General features: G+C 61.2%; 23 protein-coding genes. 5 read left to right on the top strand and 18 right to left on the bottom strand.

Features of this window, described 5'->3' with window-relative positions; translation table 11 throughout:
• The first annotated feature begins 104 nt into the window (after positions 1-104).
• Together KBX17_RS02430 and KBX17_RS02425 are read left to right on the top strand one after the other, a co-directional pair.
• Complete coding sequence (locus KBX17_RS02430; RefSeq protein ID WP_256018381.1) at positions 105-416, top strand: hypothetical protein; 312 nt, start codon at positions 105-107, stop codon at positions 414-416.
• Between the two features lie 44 nt (positions 417-460).
• Positions 461-1,114, top strand: a complete 654-nt coding sequence (locus KBX17_RS02425) for a suppressor of fused domain protein (RefSeq protein WP_256018379.1) — start codon at positions 461-463, stop codon at positions 1,112-1,114.
• 893 nt (positions 1,115-2,007) lie between these two features.
• Here the strand turns inward: KBX17_RS02425 and KBX17_RS02420 are convergent.
• The 3 genes from KBX17_RS02420 to KBX17_RS02410 form a co-directional block, all read right to left on the bottom strand.
• Complete coding sequence (locus KBX17_RS02420) at positions 2,008-3,177, bottom strand: MFS transporter (protein WP_256018378.1); 1,170 nt, start codon at positions 3,175-3,177, stop codon at positions 2,008-2,010.
• Entirely contained in the window at positions 3,170-3,472 is a 303-nt protein-coding gene (locus KBX17_RS02415; RefSeq protein ID WP_083770279.1) for a helix-turn-helix transcriptional regulator, read from the bottom strand. The genes KBX17_RS02420 and KBX17_RS02415 overlap by 8 nt, the downstream gene beginning before the upstream one ends.
• A 730-nt stretch (positions 3,473-4,202) precedes the next feature.
• Positions 4,203-4,505 (bottom strand): hypothetical protein, encoded by a 303-nt coding sequence (locus tag KBX17_RS02410; RefSeq protein ID WP_256018376.1) that lies wholly within the window; start codon positions 4,503-4,505, stop codon positions 4,203-4,205.
• A gap of 308 nt (positions 4,506-4,813) precedes the next feature.
• On the opposite strand from KBX17_RS02410, the gene KBX17_RS02405 reads away from it, so the two are divergent.
• Genes KBX17_RS02405 through KBX17_RS02395 form a run of 3 tightly spaced genes read left to right on the top strand, consistent with a single transcriptional unit; the run spans position 4,814 to position 9,040 of the window.
• Positions 4,814-6,430 (top strand): AbgT family transporter, encoded by a 1,617-nt coding sequence (locus KBX17_RS02405; RefSeq protein WP_050748805.1) that lies wholly within the window; start codon positions 4,814-4,816, stop codon positions 6,428-6,430.
• A gap of 13 nt (positions 6,431-6,443) precedes the next feature.
• Positions 6,444-8,315 carry a chorismate-binding protein gene (locus KBX17_RS02400; protein WP_256018375.1) on the top strand — a complete coding sequence of 624 codons (1,872 nt, stop codon included), beginning with the start codon at positions 6,444-6,446 and terminating at the stop codon, positions 8,313-8,315.
• A complete protein-coding gene (locus KBX17_RS02395) occupies positions 8,312-9,040 on the top strand; it encodes an aminotransferase class IV (RefSeq protein ID WP_256018373.1) in 729 nt (242 codons plus the stop codon). Before KBX17_RS02400 ends, KBX17_RS02395 begins: the two co-directional genes overlap by 4 nt.
• A 37-nt stretch (positions 9,041-9,077) precedes the next feature.
• On the opposite strand, the gene KBX17_RS02390 is transcribed toward KBX17_RS02395, so the two are convergent.
• From KBX17_RS02390 to hisD, 15 genes are all read right to left on the bottom strand, one after another.
• Positions 9,078-11,510 (bottom strand): excinuclease ABC subunit UvrA, encoded by a 2,433-nt coding sequence (locus KBX17_RS02390; protein WP_256018372.1) that lies wholly within the window; start codon positions 11,508-11,510, stop codon positions 9,078-9,080.
• A 27-nt stretch (positions 11,511-11,537) separates the two neighbouring features.
• A complete protein-coding gene (gene pyk, locus KBX17_RS02385) occupies positions 11,538-12,965 on the bottom strand; it encodes a pyruvate kinase (RefSeq protein ID WP_256002497.1) in 1,428 nt (475 codons plus the stop codon).
• 117 nt (positions 12,966-13,082) lie between these two features.
• Positions 13,083-14,006 carry a prolipoprotein diacylglyceryl transferase gene (lgt, locus tag KBX17_RS02380; RefSeq protein WP_256018370.1) on the bottom strand — a complete coding sequence of 308 codons (924 nt, stop codon included), beginning with the start codon at positions 14,004-14,006 and terminating at the stop codon, positions 13,083-13,085.
• Between the two features lie 11 nt (positions 14,007-14,017).
• Positions 14,018-14,845, bottom strand: coding sequence for an indole-3-glycerol-phosphate synthase (locus tag KBX17_RS02375; protein ID WP_255997944.1), 828 nt, complete (start codon positions 14,843-14,845; stop codon positions 14,018-14,020).
• 20 nt (positions 14,846-14,865) lie between these two features.
• Positions 14,866-15,525, bottom strand: coding sequence for a TIGR02234 family membrane protein (locus KBX17_RS02370; RefSeq protein WP_256018369.1), 660 nt, complete (start codon positions 15,523-15,525; stop codon positions 14,866-14,868).
• Positions 15,515-15,907: a phosphoribosyl-AMP cyclohydrolase gene (hisI, locus tag KBX17_RS02365; protein ID WP_255994834.1), complete on the bottom strand. Its 393-nt coding sequence runs from the start codon at positions 15,905-15,907 to the stop codon at positions 15,515-15,517. The genes KBX17_RS02370 and hisI overlap by 11 nt, the downstream gene beginning before the upstream one ends.
• On the bottom strand, positions 15,889-16,665 hold the full coding sequence (hisF, locus tag KBX17_RS02360; protein WP_005289642.1) for an imidazole glycerol phosphate synthase subunit HisF: 777 nt from the start codon (positions 16,663-16,665) through the stop codon (positions 15,889-15,891). Before hisF ends, hisI begins: the two co-directional genes overlap by 19 nt.
• 32 nt (positions 16,666-16,697) lie before the next feature.
• Positions 16,698-17,489 carry an inositol monophosphatase gene (locus KBX17_RS02355; RefSeq protein ID WP_370687578.1) on the bottom strand — a complete coding sequence of 264 codons (792 nt, stop codon included), beginning with the start codon at positions 17,487-17,489 and terminating at the stop codon, positions 16,698-16,700.
• A complete protein-coding gene (gene priA, locus KBX17_RS02350) occupies positions 17,476-18,219 on the bottom strand; it encodes a bifunctional 1-(5-phosphoribosyl)-5-((5-phosphoribosylamino)methylideneamino)imidazole-4-carboxamide isomerase/phosphoribosylanthranilate isomerase PriA (protein ID WP_255997940.1) in 744 nt (247 codons plus the stop codon). The genes KBX17_RS02355 and priA overlap by 14 nt, the downstream gene beginning before the upstream one ends.
• 64 nt (positions 18,220-18,283) lie before the next feature.
• On the bottom strand, positions 18,284-18,922 hold the full coding sequence (hisH, locus tag KBX17_RS02345; protein ID WP_256018366.1) for an imidazole glycerol phosphate synthase subunit HisH: 639 nt from the start codon (positions 18,920-18,922) through the stop codon (positions 18,284-18,286).
• 10 nt (positions 18,923-18,932) lie between these two features.
• Positions 18,933-20,156: an MFS transporter gene (locus KBX17_RS02340; protein ID WP_255994830.1), complete on the bottom strand. Its 1,224-nt coding sequence runs from the start codon at positions 20,154-20,156 to the stop codon at positions 18,933-18,935.
• Positions 20,157-20,161: 5 nt separating this feature from the next.
• Complete coding sequence (locus tag KBX17_RS02335; RefSeq protein ID WP_255994829.1) at positions 20,162-20,338, bottom strand: hypothetical protein; 177 nt, start codon at positions 20,336-20,338, stop codon at positions 20,162-20,164.
• Positions 20,338-20,940, bottom strand: a complete 603-nt coding sequence (gene hisB, locus KBX17_RS02330) for an imidazoleglycerol-phosphate dehydratase HisB (protein ID WP_005289634.1) — start codon at positions 20,938-20,940, stop codon at positions 20,338-20,340. Before hisB ends, KBX17_RS02335 begins: the two co-directional genes overlap by 1 nt.
• Positions 20,933-22,024: a histidinol-phosphate transaminase gene (locus KBX17_RS02325; protein ID WP_255997934.1), complete on the bottom strand. Its 1,092-nt coding sequence runs from the start codon at positions 22,022-22,024 to the stop codon at positions 20,933-20,935. The genes hisB and KBX17_RS02325 overlap by 8 nt, the downstream gene beginning before the upstream one ends.
• On the bottom strand, positions 22,024-23,334 hold the full coding sequence (hisD, locus tag KBX17_RS02320) for a histidinol dehydrogenase (RefSeq protein ID WP_255997931.1): 1,311 nt from the start codon (positions 23,332-23,334) through the stop codon (positions 22,024-22,026). The genes KBX17_RS02325 and hisD overlap by 1 nt, the downstream gene beginning before the upstream one ends.
• Positions 23,335-23,352 lie beyond the last annotated feature (18 nt).

The raw sequence follows: 23,352 nt of genomic DNA, 5'->3' as shown, positions 1-23,352 counted from the left end.
AGCGGATCGGGGCAGGAAACAGCTCATTACCTAGCACCACCCACCCCCCGCAACACCGCCTGCCTTATTAATGGCCAATACCACGACATTAGAAGGATGTACCAATGATTTCCCGAGAGACGATTCGTGCGGCACATGAAGAACTTGGTCGACCTACCGACAAAGAAACGATTCATGCCGCTTTCGAGGAAGCAAACGAAGCAGCCTGCGAGCGCTGTGATGATCACTTCTATCGACTCATCGCCCAGTGGCGCCAAGAAAACGGAGACAACCCGTGGATACCGGGTGAAGTCACTGGTCGTTGCCACGCACAAGCCATGCGCCTGGCGGAAGAGGAGATCCTGGAGGAGTGGTACAACGAGCCGATCCGCGCGCTGATCGATAGCAGGGTCGAAGCAGGCGAGGACGGCTGGTAATTCTCTTCCCGGCCCCTGAATTCGCATGCGGAAGGAAACCAACCATGGACAACATTGCAGGACAAGAGTTCAATCCCGACGACCTCGTCGCTTCGCGGTTCACCCCCGTCCTCGGTGAGGACTACTGGGTCTACCACGAAATACTCGGACTGGACGAGCAACCGGTCCACATCTACTGCTGGCGGCCCACCGAAGAGCGTCCATTATGGACACTGGTCACGTCCGGTATGAGCTGGCACAAGATGGAGATGCCTCAGGGCAGACAAGACTTCGATCGCATTGAGTTGATCATGACTCTGCCGGGTGACTGGCCCCTAGATGAGGTCACGTCGAGTGCGAATGAAGGGCGAGAAGGGATCTCATGGCCGCTAGACTTGCTGAAGATGACTGCGCGCTTGCCCCGGAGCACGAACTCGTGGTTGTCGTATGGCTCCTCTTCCCAGTGGGGTGAGTCCCTGGAGGAAACCTATCCGGGCAGTGACTTCTCTGGATTCGTTCTCGGTGGCGCGGTTTCCCTGGATACTGAGTTCGACCTGCTCAAGACACAGTTCGGCGGTGTGACAGTCCACTTCTTGGGTCTTTTCCCGCTGTACGCGCAGGAAATTGAAGCCTACCTAGCTGGGGTCAAGGTGCTCGATCTCCTCTACGAAGCTGGTTTTGCAGAAGGTGCCCATCCCGGCCGTCCGCCAGTGGTCTAAAAGATAATTTTCCCGCAGGTGCAGTTGTGGAGTGTGCCCTATGATGTCACTTCAGTTTATTCCCTTTTATAAAGGCGAGGATGGATTATGGGATTGATTTTGCTCCAACGTTACCGAAGTGAGGGCTTTAAAGCATCGAGGTTCAAAGTCGCACTAAGAGTGTCGCCGGTGCGTACTGTAGCGCATGCACCATTGGAAAACTCCTTGGTAGCACATGATTGGATTAGACTTTCCGAGCGCGCAGTACTTCACGCTTGCGCGTGACGCTAAACGATTCTGTCAGGCTGTTGTCAGCAATAGTTTCCACCGCGCACACGGATTCGCGCGGTATGGTTGATGAACTTACCGACACGGGCGTGACTGTTACTTTTCTTCATTAGAATCTCACGTTTGCGAAAGGCACCACGGATCCGCGTGCGGATCCAATGCTCGGCATTTTGGTTCGTTTGCGAAGTTTGAGCGGGCCATTATCCGTGAGCGCCAGGCTGAGGGTATTGCGTTAGCGAAAAGGTCAGTCGGCCAAGGTTTCCGCCAGAATAGTTAATGGCTATCCCAATCTTTCGGAACTACTTCTGTCAAGTTGAAACCTTTGGGGCCCAGACGGGTAGAGTACAGCCCCCTTCTGGTAGCTGCTAATTTCTGCCAAAAATTGGTGAAGATCTAAAGCTTCACGCCATGTCGTAAAGCGCGGGTTCCTTTCGTTTGTCAATAATTCCTTCCAGAAACGAACCAGCTTGTCGCAGCCCTCCGGATAGTTGCCTAAGGTGGGTTCATAAACGGTGGTTTTGAAAGCCTTAGATCCTGCGGAGGACCGATACTTTAAAAAGAAGAACTTTTCAACGAAAGAATAAGGCTCTGGTTTAAAATTCAACTGACTTATAAGTTAAATAGAATTAGACTGTAGCCGAATTATGTGGTTGCACATAGGACGCTCGCTTTTCTTCCCTAACTGCGAAACCATGCATAATCCCCCCCAAGAGAACGAACGCGAGCGCGCCCCAAAGTAGAAAGTCGAAATTAGGAACTACTAAAGCTCCAAGTGCGGAACCAAGGGCTGAACCCAAATAGTTGGCTGATGAATTTGCCGCTACAGCGGTAGCCCCATCTGAAGGATTCGTCTCTAGGAGAGTTTTTTGTTGAGGGGCCAGCGAAGACCACCCCAGTAGACCCCAAGCAAAGATGGCTGCGACAACCACGATCATGTTCGTTGCACCGTATAGTATAGCAATGAAAGATAGGGCCATTGCGCAAATAATGCTCAAAGTGAGTGTTCTTGGCTTTCTAAACCCATCAAGTAGATGCCCTACCCCAAAAGCGCCGATAGCGCCGCCAATTCCCCATACCCAGATTCCCACAATCTGATGATTGTCTAGAGGGGTATGCGCTAGCACCGTCGATATGTAGGTGTAGAGACCTAGGGAAGCGGTGCCCACAAATAACGTCACTAATATAGTGAATATATTAGTCTTTTTTGCCATGACCTTCGCCCGCTCCTTGAAGGAAGATGCAGGAATAGTCGGAACCGTTTGCTTTTTATTGAGGGCCACCCCTAGGAGTGCAATTAATCCTATTGCAGTAATCATCGCGATAGTTAACCGCCACCCGAAATTAGTTGCAATGATTAAGCCGGTGGGGACACCGAGAACAGTACCTAGAGCGAGGCCTGCTAGAACAAGAGAGAGTGCTTTGCCGCTTTTTTCTTCAGGTACGCTGTGGGCCGCAACTGCGGACGATAGTGGAGAATAGACGCCCGCTGCAGAGCCTGCTATTACGCGCGATAAAATGAAGGTCACAGCGTTAGGGGAGAGTGCAGTGGCGAGGTTTGCCAGCGAAAATACAATAATGCCAATTACTAAGCTCTTGCGGGCATGTACTCCAGCTTTTCCTGAGAGGATCGGTCCCGATAAGGCGTATGCTGCGGTGAAAGCAGTTACTCCCAAACCGATGATGGACTCGGATGCGTCCAAGTCTTTCGCGATGTTGGACAATAAGCCTGCAATGACGTATGCGTCTAACCCTAAGGCCACGCTTCCCAATAGGTAGGGCCACAGCTTTTTAAGCATTTCGAATTATTCCTTCCAATAATCCTGGAAACTTCTCATTGACTTCTTTTCGAAGTGAGATTAGGCAGGATCTACCTTGACTACGCGTCCAGGTAAGACCACACTCCCTCAGCTTCCGTGTGTGGTAGCTGAGGGTAGACCTGGGCAGATCTTCTGCGAGAGTAATGCTGTCTCTTTCGGACCCATCAGAAAGAGTTTTTAAAATTTGCAACCGGACAGGATCAGATAGGGCAGAAAATATCTGTTCGAGCGATATTTCTTCCAAAGTGGGGTGTGTGTACTGTCTTGAATTCATGCCATATCCTCCCTGTGCGCAAGGTAATCGCCAAACGACAATCGTGCAACAATAGTTGAACAATTACTCGCATCGCAGGCCGGCTTCCGTAACTACGTGTTAGGTAAACGGATCCCGTCTTCACAGTGAGCGATCGCGTTCTACCTGCAGAAATCGACCGAATTTTTGACCCTCTAAAGACAGTTAAGCTCTTTTAGATGTCCGGGAAATCAGTAGATTGCGATCCAGACTCTGGGTTCCTCGACAATCATCCACTTTGGTAGGTGCCAACCTTCAATATCCCCTCGCAGCTTCTGATCAGATCTCGTTGAGATGGACAGGTTAGGCAGGAGAACCTGCATGCTGATGAATTGATAGAGGCGGATATTCCAAGTTTTCTAGTGGTTAGCAGGATGTAAGTCACTACGGTGAAGCGTCCTGGGGGCACGTCCGGAAAGGTTGAAGCTACAAGACAACTACCCACTTAAAACTTTATTCCGATCGTAGAGCCCGCTATGGGGATCAAGCTGGAATGCAATCACTGTCCGTCATGGCGCCGTGCGTTTGGTATCCAAGAGGTGGCATCCCCCTAATAGCGCAACGAGTGAAGGATCCTTCGACGTTTGAAAAATGAACTGTAGCCTGCTTCACAGTCGCGTTTTTGCGCGCATATGGACCGCCGTGTAGGAACGTGACCCGGCGACTACGCGAACGAGGTATGGACGATCGAGCCGACCCCGATCAACAACAGCTATACGCGGGGCGCCGTCCTTCGGTGCTCCAACTCTTCCTCAGTGCAGAACCGCGGGACGAGACCGTCGCACACTAGCTCCCGCGGCGCGAACTGCGCGAGAACAAGGCTCGACAGCCCGAGCGGGAACATGAGCATCTTGATAACCGCGATGACCGCCTCCTTGTAGAGCGACTCGGCGGACCCCAGTACGGCTGGCAAGGATGGCAACGGCTCTGCGGAAGCAACCGGCGTGTCCACGGCTGTGGCACCGAGCGAGACCGTGGCTGCCACTGCGAGGGTAGCGATACGTTTGCGGAACATGCTTCTCCTTTTGAACGTCGACTGGATGGTTTCCCTTTCAAGATCGTTGTGCGTCGATGATTGATTACATGCTCAGTCCGGTGAATCCAAAGTTTCACGCAAGCGCGGTTGTGGAGTGTAGCCTGCTTCACAGTCGCGTTTTTGCGCGCGTACGGACCCCTGTTTAGGAACGTGACCCGGAAAGGCAGACCATGGCTGGTTCTACCTCAGTGAACGCGACCTCCCAGAAGCCGAAGGTGGCTGGGGACGAGTCGTCGAAAGCAAAAAGCAAAAAGGGCGATAAGAAGGTGTCCTCCGACGGTTCGTCGATGGGCGGCTTCCTCGGTTTCATTGAGACTGTCGGCAACAAGCTCCCCCACCCGTTCTGGCTGTTCGTCATCATTGCCGGCATCGTTGCTGTGTCCTCCTGGATCGGCTCAATGGTGGGCATGTCCGCTGTGGATCCGGCCTCCGGTGAGACTGTTTATGTCAAGAACCTCCTGACATCGGAGGGGCTGTCGATGATGGTCACCGACGCGGTGGAGAACTTCGTCTCCTTCCCGCCGCTGGGTGTGATCCTCGTGGTCATGCTCGGTGTCGCTGTCGCCGAACAGACGGGCATGCTTTCGGCTGCGATCCGGGCGATGGTTGCTCGCGTCAGCCCGAAGATGCTCACCTTCATGGTGGCGCTTGCCGGTGTGACTGGCTCTGTGGCCTCCGACGCGATCTACGTCATCATCATCCCGCTGGGCGCCATGGCCTTCCACGCGAAGAACCGATCCCCGGTCGTGGGGGCGATGGTGGCATTTGCGGCCTCGTCTGCGGGCTTCAACTCCTCGTTGATCCTGAACATCACGGACCTGCTGTTGGCCGGTATTTCCACCTCTGCGGCCAACCTGGTCGATGATGCGTATGAGGTCTCCCCGCTGGCGAACATCTTCTTCGTCATTCCGTCCGCGATTGTCCTGTCGCTCATCATCACCGCTGTCACCGAGCTGTACGTGGATAAGAAAGCTCGCGACCTGGTCGACCACGACGAGATCGATGAGAGCGAGCTCTCTTTCGACGACGCCAGCAAGGACCCGGACGAGCTCGCGGAAGAATCTGACAGTGCTGAAAACGAAGACGCTCAGGATGACTCCGAGTCGTCCGGGCCGGTCACGGATGAGGACCTGGAGCTCGCACCGCACGAGGTCAAGGGGCTGATCTGGGCAGGCGTCACCCTGGTTGTGTTCATGGTGATCTACTTCCTGTTGCTCTTCATTCCGGGCTCCCCGTTCGCGCGCCCGGACGAGGGCTTCATGGAGTCCCCGCTGATCCGCCAGGTGGCCGTGCCCATCACCTTGATCTTCTTCCTCACGGGTCTGGTCTACGGCCTTGTGGCTAAGACCATCACGCAGGCTTCCGATGTTCCGGATTTCATGGCGAAAGGTCTGAAGAGCATGCTGCCGATGATGGTGCTGTTCTTCGTCGTGGCCCAGTTCCTGGCGTGGTTCCAGTGGTCGAACTTGGGCGCGTGGACGGCGATTACCGGTTCGGAGCTCTTGCAGCGTTGGGATCTGCCGACGGTCGTGCTGTTCGCCTGCTTCGTCATCATGGTCGCGGTGATCAACCTGTTCATCACGTCCGGTTCCGCACAGTGGGCACTCATGGCGCCGATCGTGGTGCCGATGATGATGTACGTCGGCGTGTCCCCGGAGGTCACCCAGATGCTGTACCGCATGGGCGATTCCCCGACGAACATTCTCACCCCCATGTCGCCGTACTTCGCGCTCGCGCTGACGTACCTGCAGCAGTACTACAAGAAGGCCGGTGTGGGCACGCTGATCTCCCTGTCGCTGCCGTACTCATTGTCGATGATCATCGGCTGGTTCTTGTTCTTCCTGTTGTGGTACTTCGCCGGTATTCCGCTCGGCCCGGGTACGCCGATGACGTACGGCGGGTAAATCTCCGCCCGACATGATTCTGCTTGTAGACAACTACGACTCCTACACGTTCAACCTCGCCCATCTCATCGCGGAAGTCTCGGGCGAGGAGCCGGCGGTCGTCCCTGCGGCTGACGCATTGTCGCTTATCGACGATGTCTCCTCCGGCCGTTTCACCCACGTCATCATCTCTCCTGGACCGGGCACCCCAACCAACGACGATGACTTCGCGGCCTCCCGCGCAATCATCGAAGCCGCTTCGGAAACTCCCCTTCTCGGTGTGTGCCTGGGGCACCAAGGGCTCGCTCACCTCGCGGGCGCGACGGTCACCCGCGCGCCGGAGCCCCGGCACGGGTTCGCGAGCACGATTAGCCACAGCGGCGAGGGAATCTTCGCTGGAGTCCCGCAGGACTTCAAGGCGGTGCGTTACCACTCGCTGCACATTGAAACCCCGATTCATGGCCACGAGGATGGCGGGCCAAAGATCGCGGTGCATGCCCGCAGCGAGGATGGAGTCATTCAAGCTCTCGAAGTGGTCGGCCGCCCGCACTGGGGTGTGCAGTTCCACCCTGAGTCGATCCTGACAGAGCACGGACGCACCATCATGGAGAATTTCCTTCGCCTCGGCAGCTGGACGCTCACCCACCGTGCAGTCGACATCGATCTCGATTGCCAGAGTGTCTTCGCTGCTCTTCGCGCCCGCGGGAACGACGCGTTTTGGCTGGATTCGGCGGATACCGACCGCGGACGGTATTCGATCCTGGGCGACACCGCCGGTCCTCTGAGCCGGTCGGTCTCCTACCGCCTCGGCGACGATCCCGACATCTTGGGCGTCCTTGAGCAAGAACTGGCCGCGGGTATCCAGTCCCCCGTCGACCTCCCGTTCACCGGCGGGTGGGTCGGTTACCTCGGGTACGAGTGCGCTCAGCTCACGCTGCCCAGCGCGGATCTCGGCCGACACACCTCCCCTGTCCCCGACGCCTACTTCGTGCGGCCGCAGTCCTTCATCGTGTACGACCACTGGGAGCACACCGCGCACCTGTGCGGCCTCGGGGACGCAGAGGAACTCCTCGACCAGCTTGAAGCACTGCTGGGCGGGGTGGATGAGGGGGACGAGGGAACGTCGATAAGCAACGGCTCATGGCGCACCCTCGATTACCGCGAACGCATCGGGCTAGCGCAGGACGCGCTGCACGCCGGCGAGAGTTACGAGGTGTGCCTGACCGATGCCTTCGAAGCTCAAGCCTCTGGCGAGCTCTATCCCGCTCTCCGCGCGCACAATCCGGCGCCGTACGCCGCGCACCTCGTCTTCGCTGGTGTGGAGGTCATGAGCGCATCGCCGGAGCGGTTCCTCACGGTCCGCGATCGTCGCGTGGAAGCGAAACCAATCAAGGGCACCATTGCGGCGGATCAAGATCCCGCGTTGCTTCACGACGACAAAACCCACGCCGAAAACCTCATGATCGTCGACCTCATGCGCAATGACGTAGCGCGCGTGTGCCGCCCCGGCTCCGTGCATGTGCCCAGCCTCATGGCCGTCGAGCGCTACGCCACCGTGCAGCAGTTGGTCTCCACGATCACCGGTGAGCTCAACCCCGATGCGACTCTCATTGATCTGTTGCGGGCGACGTTCCCGCCGGGATCCATGACGGGCGCGCCGAAGGTGCGCACCTGCGAGATCATCGACCGGCTGGAAACTGGCCCGCGCGGGGTGTACTCCGGTGCGCTGGGCTATCTCGGGTTCGACGGGCAGGCGGACCTTTCCGTGGTGATCCGCACCGCGGTGAGGGAAGGGGACCGCATGAGCGTCGGCGCAGGTGGCGCAATCGTGCTGGCTTCCGATCCAGACGCAGAGGTCGCAGAGAAACAGCTCAAAGCCGACGCGGTTCTGGGGGCTTGCAAGTGAGGTCCTACGAATGGATCAATGGTACCTTCGCTCCCTGCGCCCCTGCGTCCTCTCGTGTGGCTGGCCCGTTCGACCGCGCTGATTCGTGGCGTCACCGCGACGGTCGCGCGAACGGTCTCACGCATCACCTAGAGCGTTTCGGGGGCGTCCCGGACGGATTCGTCCAAGCGATGCTGCCGCTCATCTCAGCTGGCGACCTCTTTCCGCGGATCGCTCGCCGCGGCTCCCGGTTGTTTCTCGATGTGCGCCCCGCCCCCGCGCCACGCACGACGACCGTGCTCACCTACACGCCGACTGCACCCGACCCGCGAACGCAGCCATTGCTCAAAGGGCCGGATTTGGACGCCTTAGCGCAGTACCGGGACAGACACCAACTGCCCGGCACGGACGACACTGTGATCGTCGGTGCCGAAGGTGACATGCTCGAAACCACTACCGGTGCGCTGCTCGCCTGGGACGGCGACACTCTCGTGCTGCCGTCCGGCACCTGGCTGCCCAGTGTCACTTCAGCGCAGATCGTCGACCGCGCTCGAGCAATCGGACTGAGCGTGTCCAGCCGTCCCCTCTACCCTGACGACGATGTGCCGCTGTGGTTCGCTAACTCACTGCACGGCATCAGTCCCGTCACCGAGATTCGAGGCCCGGGTACGACGAAACCACCGGCGCACCCGCGCGCCGCCGAATGGCAGGCGTGGTGGTGGGGCAACTTTGCAAAATCCGCCTGACGGCTCCTAGCCGTGTCTCAACCGTGGTGACTCCGAACTAAGCCGAACGGGAAGCCAACACCTTCCCCGTCGCAGTATCAAACTCGGCTAACTCAGCCGGGGTGCCCTCGGCAATCACTCGTCCGCCGTCGGCACCCGCGCCCGGGCCCATCTCGATGACTCGGTCCGCCTGCGCAATGACCGATAGATCGTGCTCAACCACGATGACGGTTTGTCCTGCATCAACGAGCCCATTGAGTTCCTTGACCAGCAGCTCCACATCCGCCGGGTGCAGGCCTGTCGTCGGTTCGTCGAGGAGGTACACGGTGTGGCCGCGCCGGGAATTACGGGAGCGCTGCAGCTCGGTGGCGAGCTTAATGCGTTGCGCCTCACCGCCAGAGAGTTCCGGTGCTCCCTGCCCTAAGCGGAGATACCCCAGTCCCACTGCCTGCAGGGTTTCAACGGCCCTTAAGATCGTTGGTTCGTCGGCGAATACCCCGGCAGCGTCATCCACGGTGAGTTCCAGGACATCCGCGATCGTGCGCCCCTGCCACGTCACCTCGAGGGTCTCGTCGTTGTAGCGGGCACCCTCGCAGTCCGGGCACGTGGTGTAGGAGCCGGGGAGGAACACCAGCTCCACCTCGATCTTCCCGGCGCCGCCGCAGGTTGGGCACTGCCCGTGCTTGACGTTGTAGGAAAACCGCGAGACCGTCCAGCCCCGCTTTTTCGCTTCGTCGGTGGAGGCGAAGAGTTTGCGTACGCCGTCGAAAAGCCCGGTGTATGTGGCCAGTGTCGAGCGCGGCGTGCGGCCGATCGGTTTCTGCGTGATCTGCACGACGCGGCTGACTGCGTCGAAGCCGCTGCGCTTCTCCACGCTCCACTCCGCCGGCTCCTGCGATGCGTCTTCATCATCCTGATCCGTCACTGCAGCGGCAGCTTCACACAGCACTCCGGCAAGAACCGTGCTGACAAGGGTGGATTTGCCAGAACCAGACACGCCGGCCACGGCAGTGAACTGCCCGAGCCCGAAATCCACGGCGGCACCCTCGATCGACCGGGCGCGCACCCCTTCAAGAGTGAGCGTTCCCGTGGCCTCACGCGGTGCGTCGTTCAACGTCAGCGCACGATTGTTCAGTGCGTGAGCTGTAGGAGTGTCCACGTTGTAGTCGCTCGTGAGGCCGGAGTAGACCACTTTGCCGCCCTGCTCGCCGGCGAGCGGGCCGACGTCGACCAGCCAATCGGTCTGGGCAACGAGCTCCATGTCGTGCTCCACGAGCAGGACAGAATTGCCGGCGGCAATGAAACGGCGGCACATGTCCAATACTGCGTCGCGTTCTGCCGGGTGCAAACCCGCAGACGGCTCGTCGAGCACGTACGCCACGCCGAACAGCCCCGAGCGCAACTGCGCGGCGAGACGGATGCGCTGCAGTTCGCCGCCGGACAGCGTCGGCGCGGGGCGATCGAGACTCAGGTGAGCGAGCCCAAGGTCGAGCGCCGACTGCAGCGCGGGCAAAATCTGCTGGAGCAGAAGATCCTCGGCGGAATTGTCTTCCGGGGTCTGCTCGGCCAGCACCTCGTGGACTCGGTCGAGGGGCAGGGCGCCGAGCTCGTCGATAGGCATGCCCGCGTAGGTGACTTTCAGCGCCTCAGGGTTAAGGCGACGCCCATGGCACGTCTCACAGGTGCGCGACTCCATGTAGGACAAGACACGTTTGCGCAGTGTGTCTGACTGGGTTTCGGCGAGAGTATTGGTCAAGTAGCTGGCCACCGAACGCCACGTGCCTTTGTAGTTGCGCTGGATCTGGTCCTCGCCGCGCAGTGGCTTCACCGTCACAACCGGGCGTTCCTCAGTGAAGAGGATCCAGTCCCGGTCCTCTTGCGGCAGCTCTTGCCACGGAGAATCGAGGTCGTAGCCCAGGGTCTTTAGGATGTCATGGAAGTTCTTCCCCGCCCATGCGCCGGGCCACGCCTGGATGGCGCCGTCCTCAATGGACAGCGTCGGGTCCGGCACCATGGACTGCTCCGTGGGCTCGTGGACGACACCTGTGCCCTGGCACGTCGGACACATGCCTTCAGGTGTGTTCGGGGAGAACGAATCGGAGTACAGGCCCTTCGGGTTATCGCCCGCACGCGAGTAGAGCAAGCGGATACTGTTCGACAGTGCAGAAACCGTGCCCACTGTGGACCGCGCACCGCCACCCGATGTGGACTGCTGGAGCGCGACCGTCGGCGGCAAGCCATTGATCTCACTGACCTGCGGATCCACAGCGGAGCCGATGAGACGGCGCGCGAACGGCGCGACCGATTCAAGGTAGCGCCGTTGCCCCTCGCCGTGGATCGTGCCGAACGCGAGGGAGGATTTGCCCGAACCGGACACACCCGTCACCGCGACGAGCGTGCCCCGCGGAATGTCCACATCGACATTCCGCAGATTGTGCAGGTGGGCGTCCCTGACTTCGATTCCGGCGGCTAGCTCAGCAGCTTCAGACATACCCACCAGGGTAACCAGAGCTGGCGGCTACTGCGGACGCTGCGTGTCCTCACCAAGCTGGTGGACGTGAATCATGTTGGTCGTGCCAGCCACGCCCGGCGGGGTGCCGGCCACAACGACCATGACATCGCCTTCGTCATACGCATCGACGGACAGCAGAATCTCGTCGACGGTCTGCATCATCTCGTCGGTGTTGTCCACCTGCGGGCACAGGAACGTCTCCGCGCCCCACGTCAGGGCGAGTTGGGAGCGGACCGCCTGGTGCGGGGTGAACACCAGCAGCGGCAGGTAGGAGTGCAGGCGGGCCAGACGACGAGCGGTCTCACCCGAGCTGGTGAACGCGACCAGCGCGCGCGAGTTGAGGCGCTCAGCGATGTCGCGGGCAGAGTAGGAAATCACGCCACGCTTGGTGCGCGGAATGTGGTTCAGCGGCGGCACGGAACCCATGGACTCGGCAACGCGGACGATGCGGTCCATGGTGCGCACAACATTGTGCGGGTCCGCACCGACCGACGTCTCGCCCGAGAGCATCACGGCGTCGGTGCCGTCGAGCACAGCGTTGGCAACGTCGGAAGCCTCCGCGCGTGTTGGGCGGGAATTGTCAATCATCGAGTCGAGCATCTGAGTAGCCACGATGACCGGCTTGGCGTTCTCGCGGGCAATCTGGATCGCGCGCTTTTGCACCAGCGGAACCTGCTCAAGGGCGATCTCCACACCAAGGTCACCACGGGCGACCATGATGGCGTCGAAGGCGAGAATGATGGACTCCAGCGAGTCCACAGCTTCCGGCTTTTCCAGCTTTGCAATCACCGGAACGCGGCGGCCGACCTCGTCCATGATCTCGTGAACCAGGTCGACATCAGACGGTGAGCGCACAAACGACAGTGCGATGAAGTCCACTCCGAGGTTCAGCGCGAAACGCAGGTCTGCCTTGTCTTTCTCCGACAGAGCCGGGACGGAGATGTTCATCCCCGGCAGGGAGACACCCTTGTTGTTGGAGACGGGGCCGCCCTCAACGACTTCACAGACGACGTCGTTTCCCTCGACCTCTTTGCAGACGAGGGCGACCTTGCCGTCGTCGACAAGCAAGCGGTCGCCGGGCTGCGCATCTTCAGCGAGGTTCTTGTAGGTCGTCGACACACGATCGTGCGTGCCTTCAATGTCGTCGACAGTGATGCGGACCTCTTCACCGGTCTCCCAGTAGGTCTTGCCGTCACCTTCAAAGCGGCCGAGACGGATCTTCGGCCCCTGCAGGTCGGCGAGAATACCCACTGCGTGGCCGGTCTCATCGGTGGCCTCACGCACCCAGCGGTAGTTCTGCTCGTGGTCGGGGTAGTCGCCGTGGGAGAAGTTCAACCGGGCAACGTCCATGCCGTCGCTCACGAGTCCGAGAATGGCGTCCTTGCTGGCTACAGCTGGTCCGAGAGTGCAAACGATCTTGGTGCGTCTATCCACAATTTCCTACTTCGTCTCGTGGTTCATCTCGTGGGTTTTCTCGCGAGAGATTGGATACGCGCCCCACGCTACCGAAACACAGCGTCTTTCGCCGAGCAGTGTTCGCAGTGTGCGCACTCAGCGCTTTTCAGGTGATTTCCGCTTATCGACGTCGCCTTCCGCAGTCTCTTTTTCCGCCTGATACCCGGGATCAACTTCTTCGGGAGTCTCACGCCCGGAGCGCATCCGGATGAACACGATGACGGCCGCGATGAAGATAACCGCGGAGATGAACATGTTGATGCGGATGCCGAAGATCAGGTGCGCTTCATCGGCGCGCATGAACTCCATAAGTACGCGGCCGAGCGTGTAGGAGGCGACGTACAGGACGAAAACGCGGCCGCGGCCCAAGTTGAAGCGCTTCTCCACCCACAGCAGGAAGCAGAAGGCGGCGATGTTCCAGATCATTTCGTAGAGGAACGTGGGGTGCACACTCGCGATGACTTCGCCCGTTGATCGGCCGGTCAGCGGAGCGAAATTGCCGGCCTCGTCGACGCGGTAGTAAATGTCCAGCGCCCATGGGACGTCAGTCGGGCGGCCGTAGAGCTCCTGGTTGAAGTAGTTGCCTAGTCGGCCGATCGCTTGAGCCAGGATGATCGTCGGACCGACTGAGTCCGCGAACGGTGCCAGCGGCACACCGCGGTATTTGAACAAACCCCACACCGCGAGCGTTCCTAGAGCCACCGCTCCCATAATGCCCAGCCCGCCGGCAGAGAAATTGAAGACCTGCAGCGGATCCTTGCCGGGGCCGAAGTAATCGTCGTACTGCGTGATCACGTGGTAGGCGCGGCCGCCGATGATGCCCGCCGGGATAGCCACAATCGCAGCGTCCCAGACCATGTCCGGGTTGCCGCCGCGGGCTTCATAGCGGCGCAAGGTCAGCGCCATGGCGACGATGATGCCGGTAATGATGCACAGCGCGTAGGCGCGGATCGGGATCGGCCCGAGGTACCAGACGCCCTGCGGCGGCGAGGGGATGTTGGCAAGGATGTGGGTGCTCACGGATACTTAGCTTAGCTGCTGCGGCGCGACGGGCAGGCCGGGTGCTGGCCGGCGGCCACCAGTGTGCGGGTGGCCGCGGTGATGTCGTCGCTCGACATGACGGCCTCACCGGCAATGACAGCGTCAGCCCCAATGGAGGCTGCGGACATGAGGTCGCGGGCGTTGCGCACACCACCGAGACTGATGCGGAAGACGCTTTCCGGCAATCCGGGCTCGATCTCGCTGAACGCTTCACGGTTGACCTCGTTCGTGTCGAACGTCCATGAGTTGACCCCGATCACCGTGGCTCCCGCCTTCAGCGCGCGGTCCGCTTCTTCCGGCGTGCGCACCTCTGCCATGGCGACCATGTTCAGGGACTCGACGCGGTCGAGCAGGCTTTCCAGGCGCGCTTGTTCTAAAAGCCCGACTTGCAGCGGCACCATGTCGGCGCCGAAGCAGCGGGCTTCGTGGATTTGGTAGGGGTCGACGATGACGTCTCGGCAGACCATCGGCAGTCCGGTGGCCCGGCGGGCCTCCTGCATGTCGTGGAGGGAACCGTCGAAACGCAACCGCTCGGTCTGGCAGGCGATCAGTGCCGCTCCCCCGGCTTCAATGTCGGCCGCGAGCTGCCGGAGGTCACTGGCACCGGTGGGGCCGTGCACGGGTGAAGTGCGTTTGATCTCCACGATCACGCCGCACCCCGGTCCCTTGAGTGCCCCCATCACATCGCGGGTATCGGTCAGGGAACGCGAGCGCGCCTTGATCTCTTTGAAGGGGATATTGGCTTCGCGGGCGGCGACATCGGCTAGGACACCAGCCACAACGGGATTGACCTTCCGTTCACCTTGCACCGCGGTCATACTTCAAAAGAGTATCGGGTCTACGTGCCCCGGCGAAATTGAGCGTCCTGATCAGTCGGATCGATGTCCGCGTCGATAGCGTCCCACAGCACGCGGCCCGACTCGGGTTCATCCTGCAGATCCTGCTCGATCTTCTCGCGGCGCTGCGACGCCTTTTCGTATTTATTCTTGGTGGCTGTGTCCTCACCGGGCCGTAATGCCAGGGCAATTCCGCCTGCAGCTGCGGCCAGGGCGCCTAGCAAGCCGACCAGCGGGCCGGCGACATGCGTGGTCACCTCCACGATCTGCGCCCACTCCGGCAGGGCCGCCTGGCCCGTCGTGGAACCGATTGCGCCCTCTTCCCCGCCGTAGGTGAGCAGAGCCTTGATGCGTTCAGGATCCGGCGATGCGACAAGCACTGTCAGCGGTGGCACCGTCACCAGCGCCGCAGCGGCAGCCCCGACGGCACCGACAATGCGACGGCCGATCTTCGTCAGCGCAAGCCCTGCCACGGTCGCGGCGAGCAAGAGGAGAACAACGGCTGTGACTTCCGTCGACCACTCGCCGCCGGCAACCCCTATCTGGCCATCACCTGTGCGGTCATCAGCGTACGAGACGGTCATCCATGTCAGCCGCGATGCGAGCCAGAGGACTATCGCCCCCAGCCCCATGAGCAGCGGACCTATGCGCCTAGCGTTCATCGTCCGCTCCCAGCAGTAGGTCCGCCTCGAAGCACGTACGGTCACCTGTGTGGCACGCGCCACCGACTTGCTGGACTGAAAGGAGCACGGTGTCCCCGTCGCAGTCGAGCCGTACCTCGTCCACATGCTGGGTATGGCCGCTGGTCAGACCCTTGATCCAGTACTCACCGCGGGAGCGCGAATAATACGTTCCCTGCCGAGTGGCCAAGGTGTAGGCCAGCGCAGGCGCATCCATCCACGCCATCATGAGCACCTCGCCGGTCCCCGACGCCTGCACGATCGCGGGGACGAGTCCGTCGGCATTGAAGCGGACGCGGTCACGGATGAGCGGATCCAACACTGCAGCCTCTGGCTTTTCCGGAATCACAGACGCACCTCGCATCCGGCATCTGCCAACGCCTGCTTCACCTCGGGGATGGAGACTTCACCGAAATGGAAGATAGACGCCGCCAACACTGCGTCCGCACCAGCATGAACGGCCGGCGGGAAGTGCTCGGCTGCCCCGGCGCCGCCGGAGGCGATGATCGGGATGGACACAGCTTCGCGCACCCGCTGGGTGAGCTCGATGTCGAATCCGGCCTTCGTGCCATCACCGTCCATGGAGTTGAGCAAGATTTCGCCGACGCCGAGCTTTTCTCCGGTCTGGGCCCACTCGATCGCGTCAATACCGGCGGAGCGGGTGCCGCCGTGGGTGGTCACCTCGAAACCGCTGGGTTGGGGTTGGCCTCCTTCGGGAACGCGGCGGGCATCGACGGACAGCACGATGCACTGTGCGCCGAACTGGCGCGATAACTCACCGAGAAGTTCCGGCCGGGCGATAGCCGCCGTGTTGACGGAGACTTTGTCAGCACCCGCCCGCAGCAGCTCGCGGACGTCGTCAGCTGTGCGCACCCCACCGCCGACCGTCAGGGGGATGAAGACCTGCTCCGCGGTGCGGCGGACAACCTCCAGCATCGTGCCGCGGCCTTCCTTCGAGGCGGTCACGTCGAGGAACGTCAACTCGTCAGCCCCCTGCTGCCCGTACAGCTTCGCCAGTTCAACCGGATCACCCGCGTCGCGGAGATTCTCGAAGTTGACGCCTTTGACCACGCGGCCGTTGTCCACGTCCAAGCACGGAATGACACGGGTTGCCACCGTCACTGCAGACACTCCTTCATGGGGGGTTGTCGGGGTTACTGGATCGACTTAATGGTACTGAGCACCCTTTCGTGCGCCCCGGGTGACCCGGCGATCACACCGATGGAGTCCAGCGTCCACGGCTCCCCGTCGATGTCGGTGACCACTGCCCCTGCGCAGCGGGTGAGCAGCACGCCGGCGGCGTTGTCCCATGGGTGCGGAGAGAAACTCACCGCTGCCTCGTAGATGCCTTGAGCGACGAACGCGAGGTCGATACCGACCGAGCCGCTAATACGGGGGCGCATGTTTGTCCGCTCGAGCTCCTTGACCAACCGCAGGCGGCTATCCGGCGGGATCCGGTTTGTGTCGTCGGAACCGACAGCTCCGACACCGACTTGGTTGCTCACGATGGGGGAGTCCGTCAACCGCGGCAGCTGGCGGTCGTTGAGCCACACATGGGACCCTTCCCGGGCAGTGAGGCGCATATCCAGAAGCGGGATGTCGGTCACGGACAGCACCGGTTGCTTGTCCACAACCAGGGAGATGAGCACTGCACAGTTCGGGTTTCCGGAGGCGAAGTTCGCGGTGCCGTCGATCGGGTCGACGACCCATGACGCGTCGGAGCGCAACACTCCCCCCTCTTCTTCACCAAGGACAGAAATGCCCGTGGTGTAGGCAAGCTGCTCACGCAGCATGCTCTCGATCTGCAAGTCGATTTCGGTGGCATAGTCGCCGCCACCCTTGTGCAAGGCGGGAGCGGCACCGAGGCCCTCGGTGAACATCCGGCGGGCTTGATCCGCTGCGTCCTCCGCAATCCGCAGGTACTCGTGAATCTCATCCATGCCCATGGTTCACCAACTCCAGTGCCTCGCGCAGCGTGAAGCGGTTTTCGTACAGCGCCTTGCCCACAATGACGCTGTCGATGCCTTCTTCGGCGTACTGCACAATCTCGGCAATGTCATCCAAGGTGGATACTCCGCCTGACGCGGTCACGGCGGCATCCGTGGCGGCGGAGACGTCGCGAAGCAAATCAACGTTGGGCCCGGTCAGCGTGCCGTCTTTGCTCACGTCGGTCACCACAAAACGTGCGCACGCGGCGGCATCAAAGAATTCGAGAACCTCCCACAGGTCGCCGCCGTCAGACGTCCAGCCACGGCCCTTCGTGCGCCATTGGCCGCCCTCCTCACGCACCGCGATGTCGATCGCGATCGCCTCGCCATAACGGGCAATGGCATCAGCCGCCCAATCCGGGTTCTCCAGCGCCGCGGTGCCGATGTTCACGCGTTTCGCCCCGGTGGCAAGCGCTCGCTCCAACGTCGCGTCGTCGCGGATCCCGCCGGTCAACTCCACGTTGATCGATAGCTCACGGGTGATCTCCGCCATGAGCTCATGATTGGATCCGCGGCCGAACGCCGCATCCAGATCCACAAAGTGCAGCCACTGAGCCCCCTGCTCCTGCCACTGCAGCGCAGCTTCGAGCGGGGCACCATAGCTCTTCTCCGTGCCCGCCTCACCTTGATCCAGGCGCACAGCCTGGCCGTCTACAACGTCAACAGCGGGCAGCACAGTGAAATCCATATTCACATCCTAGTAGAGACTGAGATTCATATGAGCACATCCACGGAGCTGTCGATCCTCGCCTCTACCCGATCGTCTTGACCCAGTTCTCCAACAGGTGCAACCCAGCGTCACCGGACTTCTCCGGGTGGAATTGAGTCGCCCACAACGGCCCGTTTTCCACTGCTGCCACAAAACGGGAGTCACCGTGCGTGGACCACGACACCTTCGGGTACGCGATGAACTCGTCCTCCTGCATTTCCCAGGTTTGCACACCGTAGGAGTGCACGAAGTAGAACCGCGTTTCCGCCTCTAGGCCCGCAAACATGTCGGAGCCATCGGCAACATCGACGGTGTTCCAGCCCATGTGCGGCAACACGGGGGCAGAGAGCTTATCGACGACTCCTGGCCACTCCCCGCAGCCTTCCGTCTCAATCCCGTGCTCAACTCCGCGGTCAAACATGACCTGCAACCCCACGCAGATGCCGAACACCGGCCGGTCCCCCGCTAGGCGTTTCCCGATGATCCGCGGCCCAGCAACCTCGCGCAGGCCCTTCATGCACGCGTCGTACGCCCCCACCCCCGGCACGACCAGGCCATCCGCCTCGACGGCGACCATGGGTTCACGGGTGACCACCACATTTGCACCTACGTGCTCGAGGGCGCGCTGCGCAGACCGCAAGTTTCCGGCACCGTAATCAAGGAGGGCGACAACTGAACTCATGGGCGTGATTCTAACGCGCAGCCAAGCGCCGCCTGCCCACAGCCCAATCGGCAACAGACAGCATGATCCCGGCGATGACGATCATCCCGCCGACAACAAAGGACCCTGTCGCGCCGATGCCAGCGATGATCAGCCCGAAGAAGAACGACCCGATTCCTTGCCCACCGTCGAAGGAAATGTTCCACACTGCGGAGGCATGGCTCACCTTCGACTGCGGCAGGCGATGGAACATGGTGAGTAGGGATTCGTTCTGAATCACTCCGAATCCGGCACCGAATAGCAGGGCCGCGACGACAAGCCACCACTCCGATGCCCCTGCGGCGAGGCACCAGGCGAAAAGGAACATGCTCGCGCCAAGACAGACCTGGAAGGGGATCATGAGGGTTCCCGGTTCACCGCGGCGATCGGCCACCGATCCGGCGCCGATGCGAGCCAGCATGACGGCGAGGTTCACCACGGCGAGCAAGACGCCGCCCAGTGCGGTGCCGGATGCGATGCCCATGTCGCGTGCTGCAGCGGGCAGGAAGTTGGCGATGAGACTGAATGCTAATGATCCGACCGCCAGAGCCATCGCCGGGATGAGCAGTAGTTTCCACGTTGGTGCGGAGACCGCGCCTTCCATCACGGGGGCGGCCGGGGCACCCTTGACCGCAGGAATGAAGAAGCACGACACCAACCCCGCGCCGGCAATGACCAGTGCGATGATCCACACCGGCAGGTAGCCAACGCGTTCCCCGATGAAAAGACCGAGCGGCAGTGTGAGCATCTGCGCTAAGCCGCCAGAGGCACCGAACACTCCCGTGGCCTTACCCAGCATTTTCCGGGGCACGAGCTCTGGAATGATCGCGGATTCGGACACCGTCATGGCACCGAAGCCGACACCGCGCACAACGGAAACGGCCAGGACCATTGCCGGCGCCATCGACAGTTCGAACAGTAGGGCCGGCACACCGAGCAACACGGCGGACACCGCGATCGCGGATCGGTAGGTGAAGCGCCGCAGTAACCGGGGCATGAACACCTGCGTGATCACCGTTGCGAGCATGAATACGCCTGTTGACGCGCCCGCCAGCGCCGACGATCCGCCGGAGTCCAGCACGGCCACTGGAACGACCGGGAGCAGCATGCCCCACGAGCCGAAGGCCGCGGCTACGGCGACAAGCGCTGGCACAAACCCGCGGACAGCCCACACAGAGGTGGGCTGTCCGGGCGTTCCAGGTGACACGGGTGCCACAGATGTCACGGCATCGCCCCGAACAGCACGATGAGCGCACCGGAAAGTGACAGTAGTGCCAGAATGCCCAGCACGATCGTCACTGGCTTATTGCCCTGCTGGTAGAACGACCACGTCCCGCCAACCAACAGGCCGGCCAGGATGAACAGCATCCACACGGCGATGCTGGAACCAACCTCCATTACAGCGCGCCCTTCGTTGACGGCACGCCGCTGACCCGGGGGTCGATCTCGTAGGCGGCACGCAAAGCACGCGCTACAGCCTTGTACTCGGCCTCGGTGATGTGGTGCGGATCGCGGCCGTATTCGACGTTGACGTGCAGGGTGATGCGCGCGTTGTAGGCGAGCGTCTCAAAGAAGTGGCGGTTGATCACAGTGGCGTAGTGCCCGCCGATGATCTGCCATTCCATGGACTCCGGTTCACCGTTCATGACAAAGTACGGCCGGTTGGAGATGTCCACCACGGCGCTGACCAGGGTCTCATCCATCGGCAGTGCCATGGAGCCGAAGCGGCGGATGCCCTTCTTGTCCCCCACAGCGTCGATCAGCGCCCAGCCCAGCGTGATCGCGGTGTCCTCGATGGTGTGGTGCGCGTCAATCTCGATGTCTCCGCGCGCCTTGATGGTCAGATCGAAGGACCCGTGGGTGCCGAAAGCCGTGAGCATGTGGTCGAAGAACGGCAGTCCAGTGTCAACGTCGACGTTGCCCGTGCCGTCGAGGTTGATTTCCACCGAGATGTCGGACTCGCTGGTGGTGCGGGTCGCTGTACCCACGCGGTCAGTCATTGCTCTTAATCTCCTTCGCCGCGGTCAAGAATGCGTCATTCTCCTCGTCCAAACCAATTGTCACACGAAGATACCCCGGCACGCCGATATCACGGATCAAGACACCGCGGTCCAGAAACTGCTGCCACGATGCGTGGGTGTCGGCGAAGTGCCCGAAGAAGAGGAAGTTCGACTCGCTCGGCACGACCTCGTATCCCATCTCTGCGAGCGCATCTTGGACGTGCTTGCGTTCGCTCGCGAGCTTTTCGACGTTTCCGAGCGTCTCGTCCGCATGCCGCAACGCTACACGGGCAGCCGCCTGGGAAATGACCGACAGGTGGTACGGCAGGCGGACAAGCATGACGGCCTCAATGAAGGCAGGATCAGCGACGAAGTAGCCGAGACGACCGCCGGCGAAGTCGAACGCCTTCGACATCGTGCGGGAGACCACCAGCTTGGTCGGGTATTTCTCCACCAGCGTCACGGCGGATGGCGAGGGGGAGAATTCCGCGTATGCTTCGTCGACAATCACGATGCCGGGCGCAGCGTCGAGGATTCGCTCGATGTCATCGATCGAGGTGACATCACCGGTCGGGTTGTTCGGGGTGGTGACGAACACAACGTCCGGCTGCTGTGCGTTGATTTCGCTGATGGCGTGATCGATATCGATGCGGAAGTCAGCGCCGCGGTCAATGCCGATAAACTCCGTCTGCGTTCCTGCACTCAGGATCGGGTGCATGGAGTAGGACGGCGCAAAGCCCATGGCAGTCCGTCCGGGCCCACCGAATGCCTGTAACAGCTGTTGGAGGACTTCGTTGGAGCCGTTGGCGGCCCACACATTGTCCACGGTCACTGCCACGCCGGTCTGCTTACTCACGTACGCCGCGAGGTCCGCTCGCAGCTCCACGGCGTCGCGCTCCGGGTAGCGGTTGAGGCTACCGGCGACGCGAGAGATCTCTTCCAGCAGATCGCTGATCAGCGCCTGCGACGGCGGGTACGGGTTCTCGTTCGTGTTCAGCGCGTACGGAACCTCAAGTTGGGGCGCGCCGTAGGCGGACTTGCCACGCAGTTCTTCGCGCAGCGGAAGATCAGAAAGCTCGGCCATTATTGCGCCTCCGTTCGCGCCTTGATTGCCTCGCCGTGGGCGGGCAGTTGTTCGTCGGTGGACAGGGTGATGATGTGCGGTGCAACCTCGGCGAGCGCATCCTCGGTGTACTCGATGAGATTGACCGGCCGCAGGAAGGTGTGCGTGGTCAGGCCCGGAGTGAAGCGCGCCGTGCCAGACGTGGGCAGCACGTGGTTGGAGCCAGCGATGTAGTCACCCAGCGGCACCGGGGAGAATGGGCCGATGAAAATCGCACCGGCGTGCTTGATGCGCCGGGCCACGTCCGCGGCGTTGCGGGTGTGGATTTCTAGGTGCTCAGCGGCATAGGCATCAGCGACGGCAATGCCTGCCTCCAGATCATCAACGAGCACAATGCCCGACTGCGGCCCGCCTAAAGCAGTGCCCGCGCGGTCGGCGTTGAGGGTTGCGGTGGCACGCTCGTCGATAAGCATATCGACGGCTTCCGCCACCTCTGGCGAATACGTAATCAGCACTGATGCAGCATTCTCATCGTGTTCGGCCTGGGAGATCAGGTCGGCGGCGACGTAGAGCGGATCTGCGGTGTCGTCTGCCAGCACCGCGATCTCGGACGGGCCGGCTTCCGCGTCGATGCCCACGACACCGTTGACTACCCGCTTGGCGGCTGCGACGAAAATGTTTCCCGGACCGGTGATCATGTCCACCGGCTCAAGCTGCGCCTCATCGTCGCCGTAGGCGAGCAATGCGACTGCCTGCGCACCGCCGACGGCCCACACCTCATCGACACCGAGCATTGAGCAGGCGGCCAGGATCGTCGGGTGCGGCCACCCGCCGAACTCTGCCTGCGGCGGGCTGCACACCACGAGGGATTCTGCACCCGCCTCCTGGGCCGGGATAACGTTCATGAGCACCGACGACGGGTAGACAGCTTTACCACCCGGGACGTACAGGCCCACGCGCGGGACCGGCAGGAAGACTTCTGTGACAGTCGCACCGGGAGCGACGTCAGTCGACTGCTCCTGCGGCTTCTGCGCAGCGTGGACCGTACGGATCCTCCGAATCGCTTCCTGCACAGCGGCGCGAAGAGAGTCATCGAGATTGTCTGCGGCAGCGGCCATGACATCCGCCGGGACACGCACGGACGCAGGGCGCACACGGTCAAATTGCTCACCGTAGTCCAGAGCCGCTGGCGCACCGCCGGTCTTCACCGCATCAATGATCGGTGTGACAGTGGGCAGGACGGACGCCACATCCATCCCGCCACGCGGCAGGATGCGGCGCAGCTGCGCGCTCGACGGGGTTTGGCCCCGCAGATCAGTCACTTTCAGCATGGGAGAATCTCCTTCAAA

Origin of the sequence: Corynebacterium sp. CCUG 65737, assembly GCF_024454115.1 — a bacterium.
Classification (GTDB): Bacteria; Actinomycetota; Actinomycetes; order Mycobacteriales; family Mycobacteriaceae; genus Corynebacterium; species Corynebacterium genitalium.
This window is presented reverse-complemented; position numbering and strand designations above follow the sequence as displayed.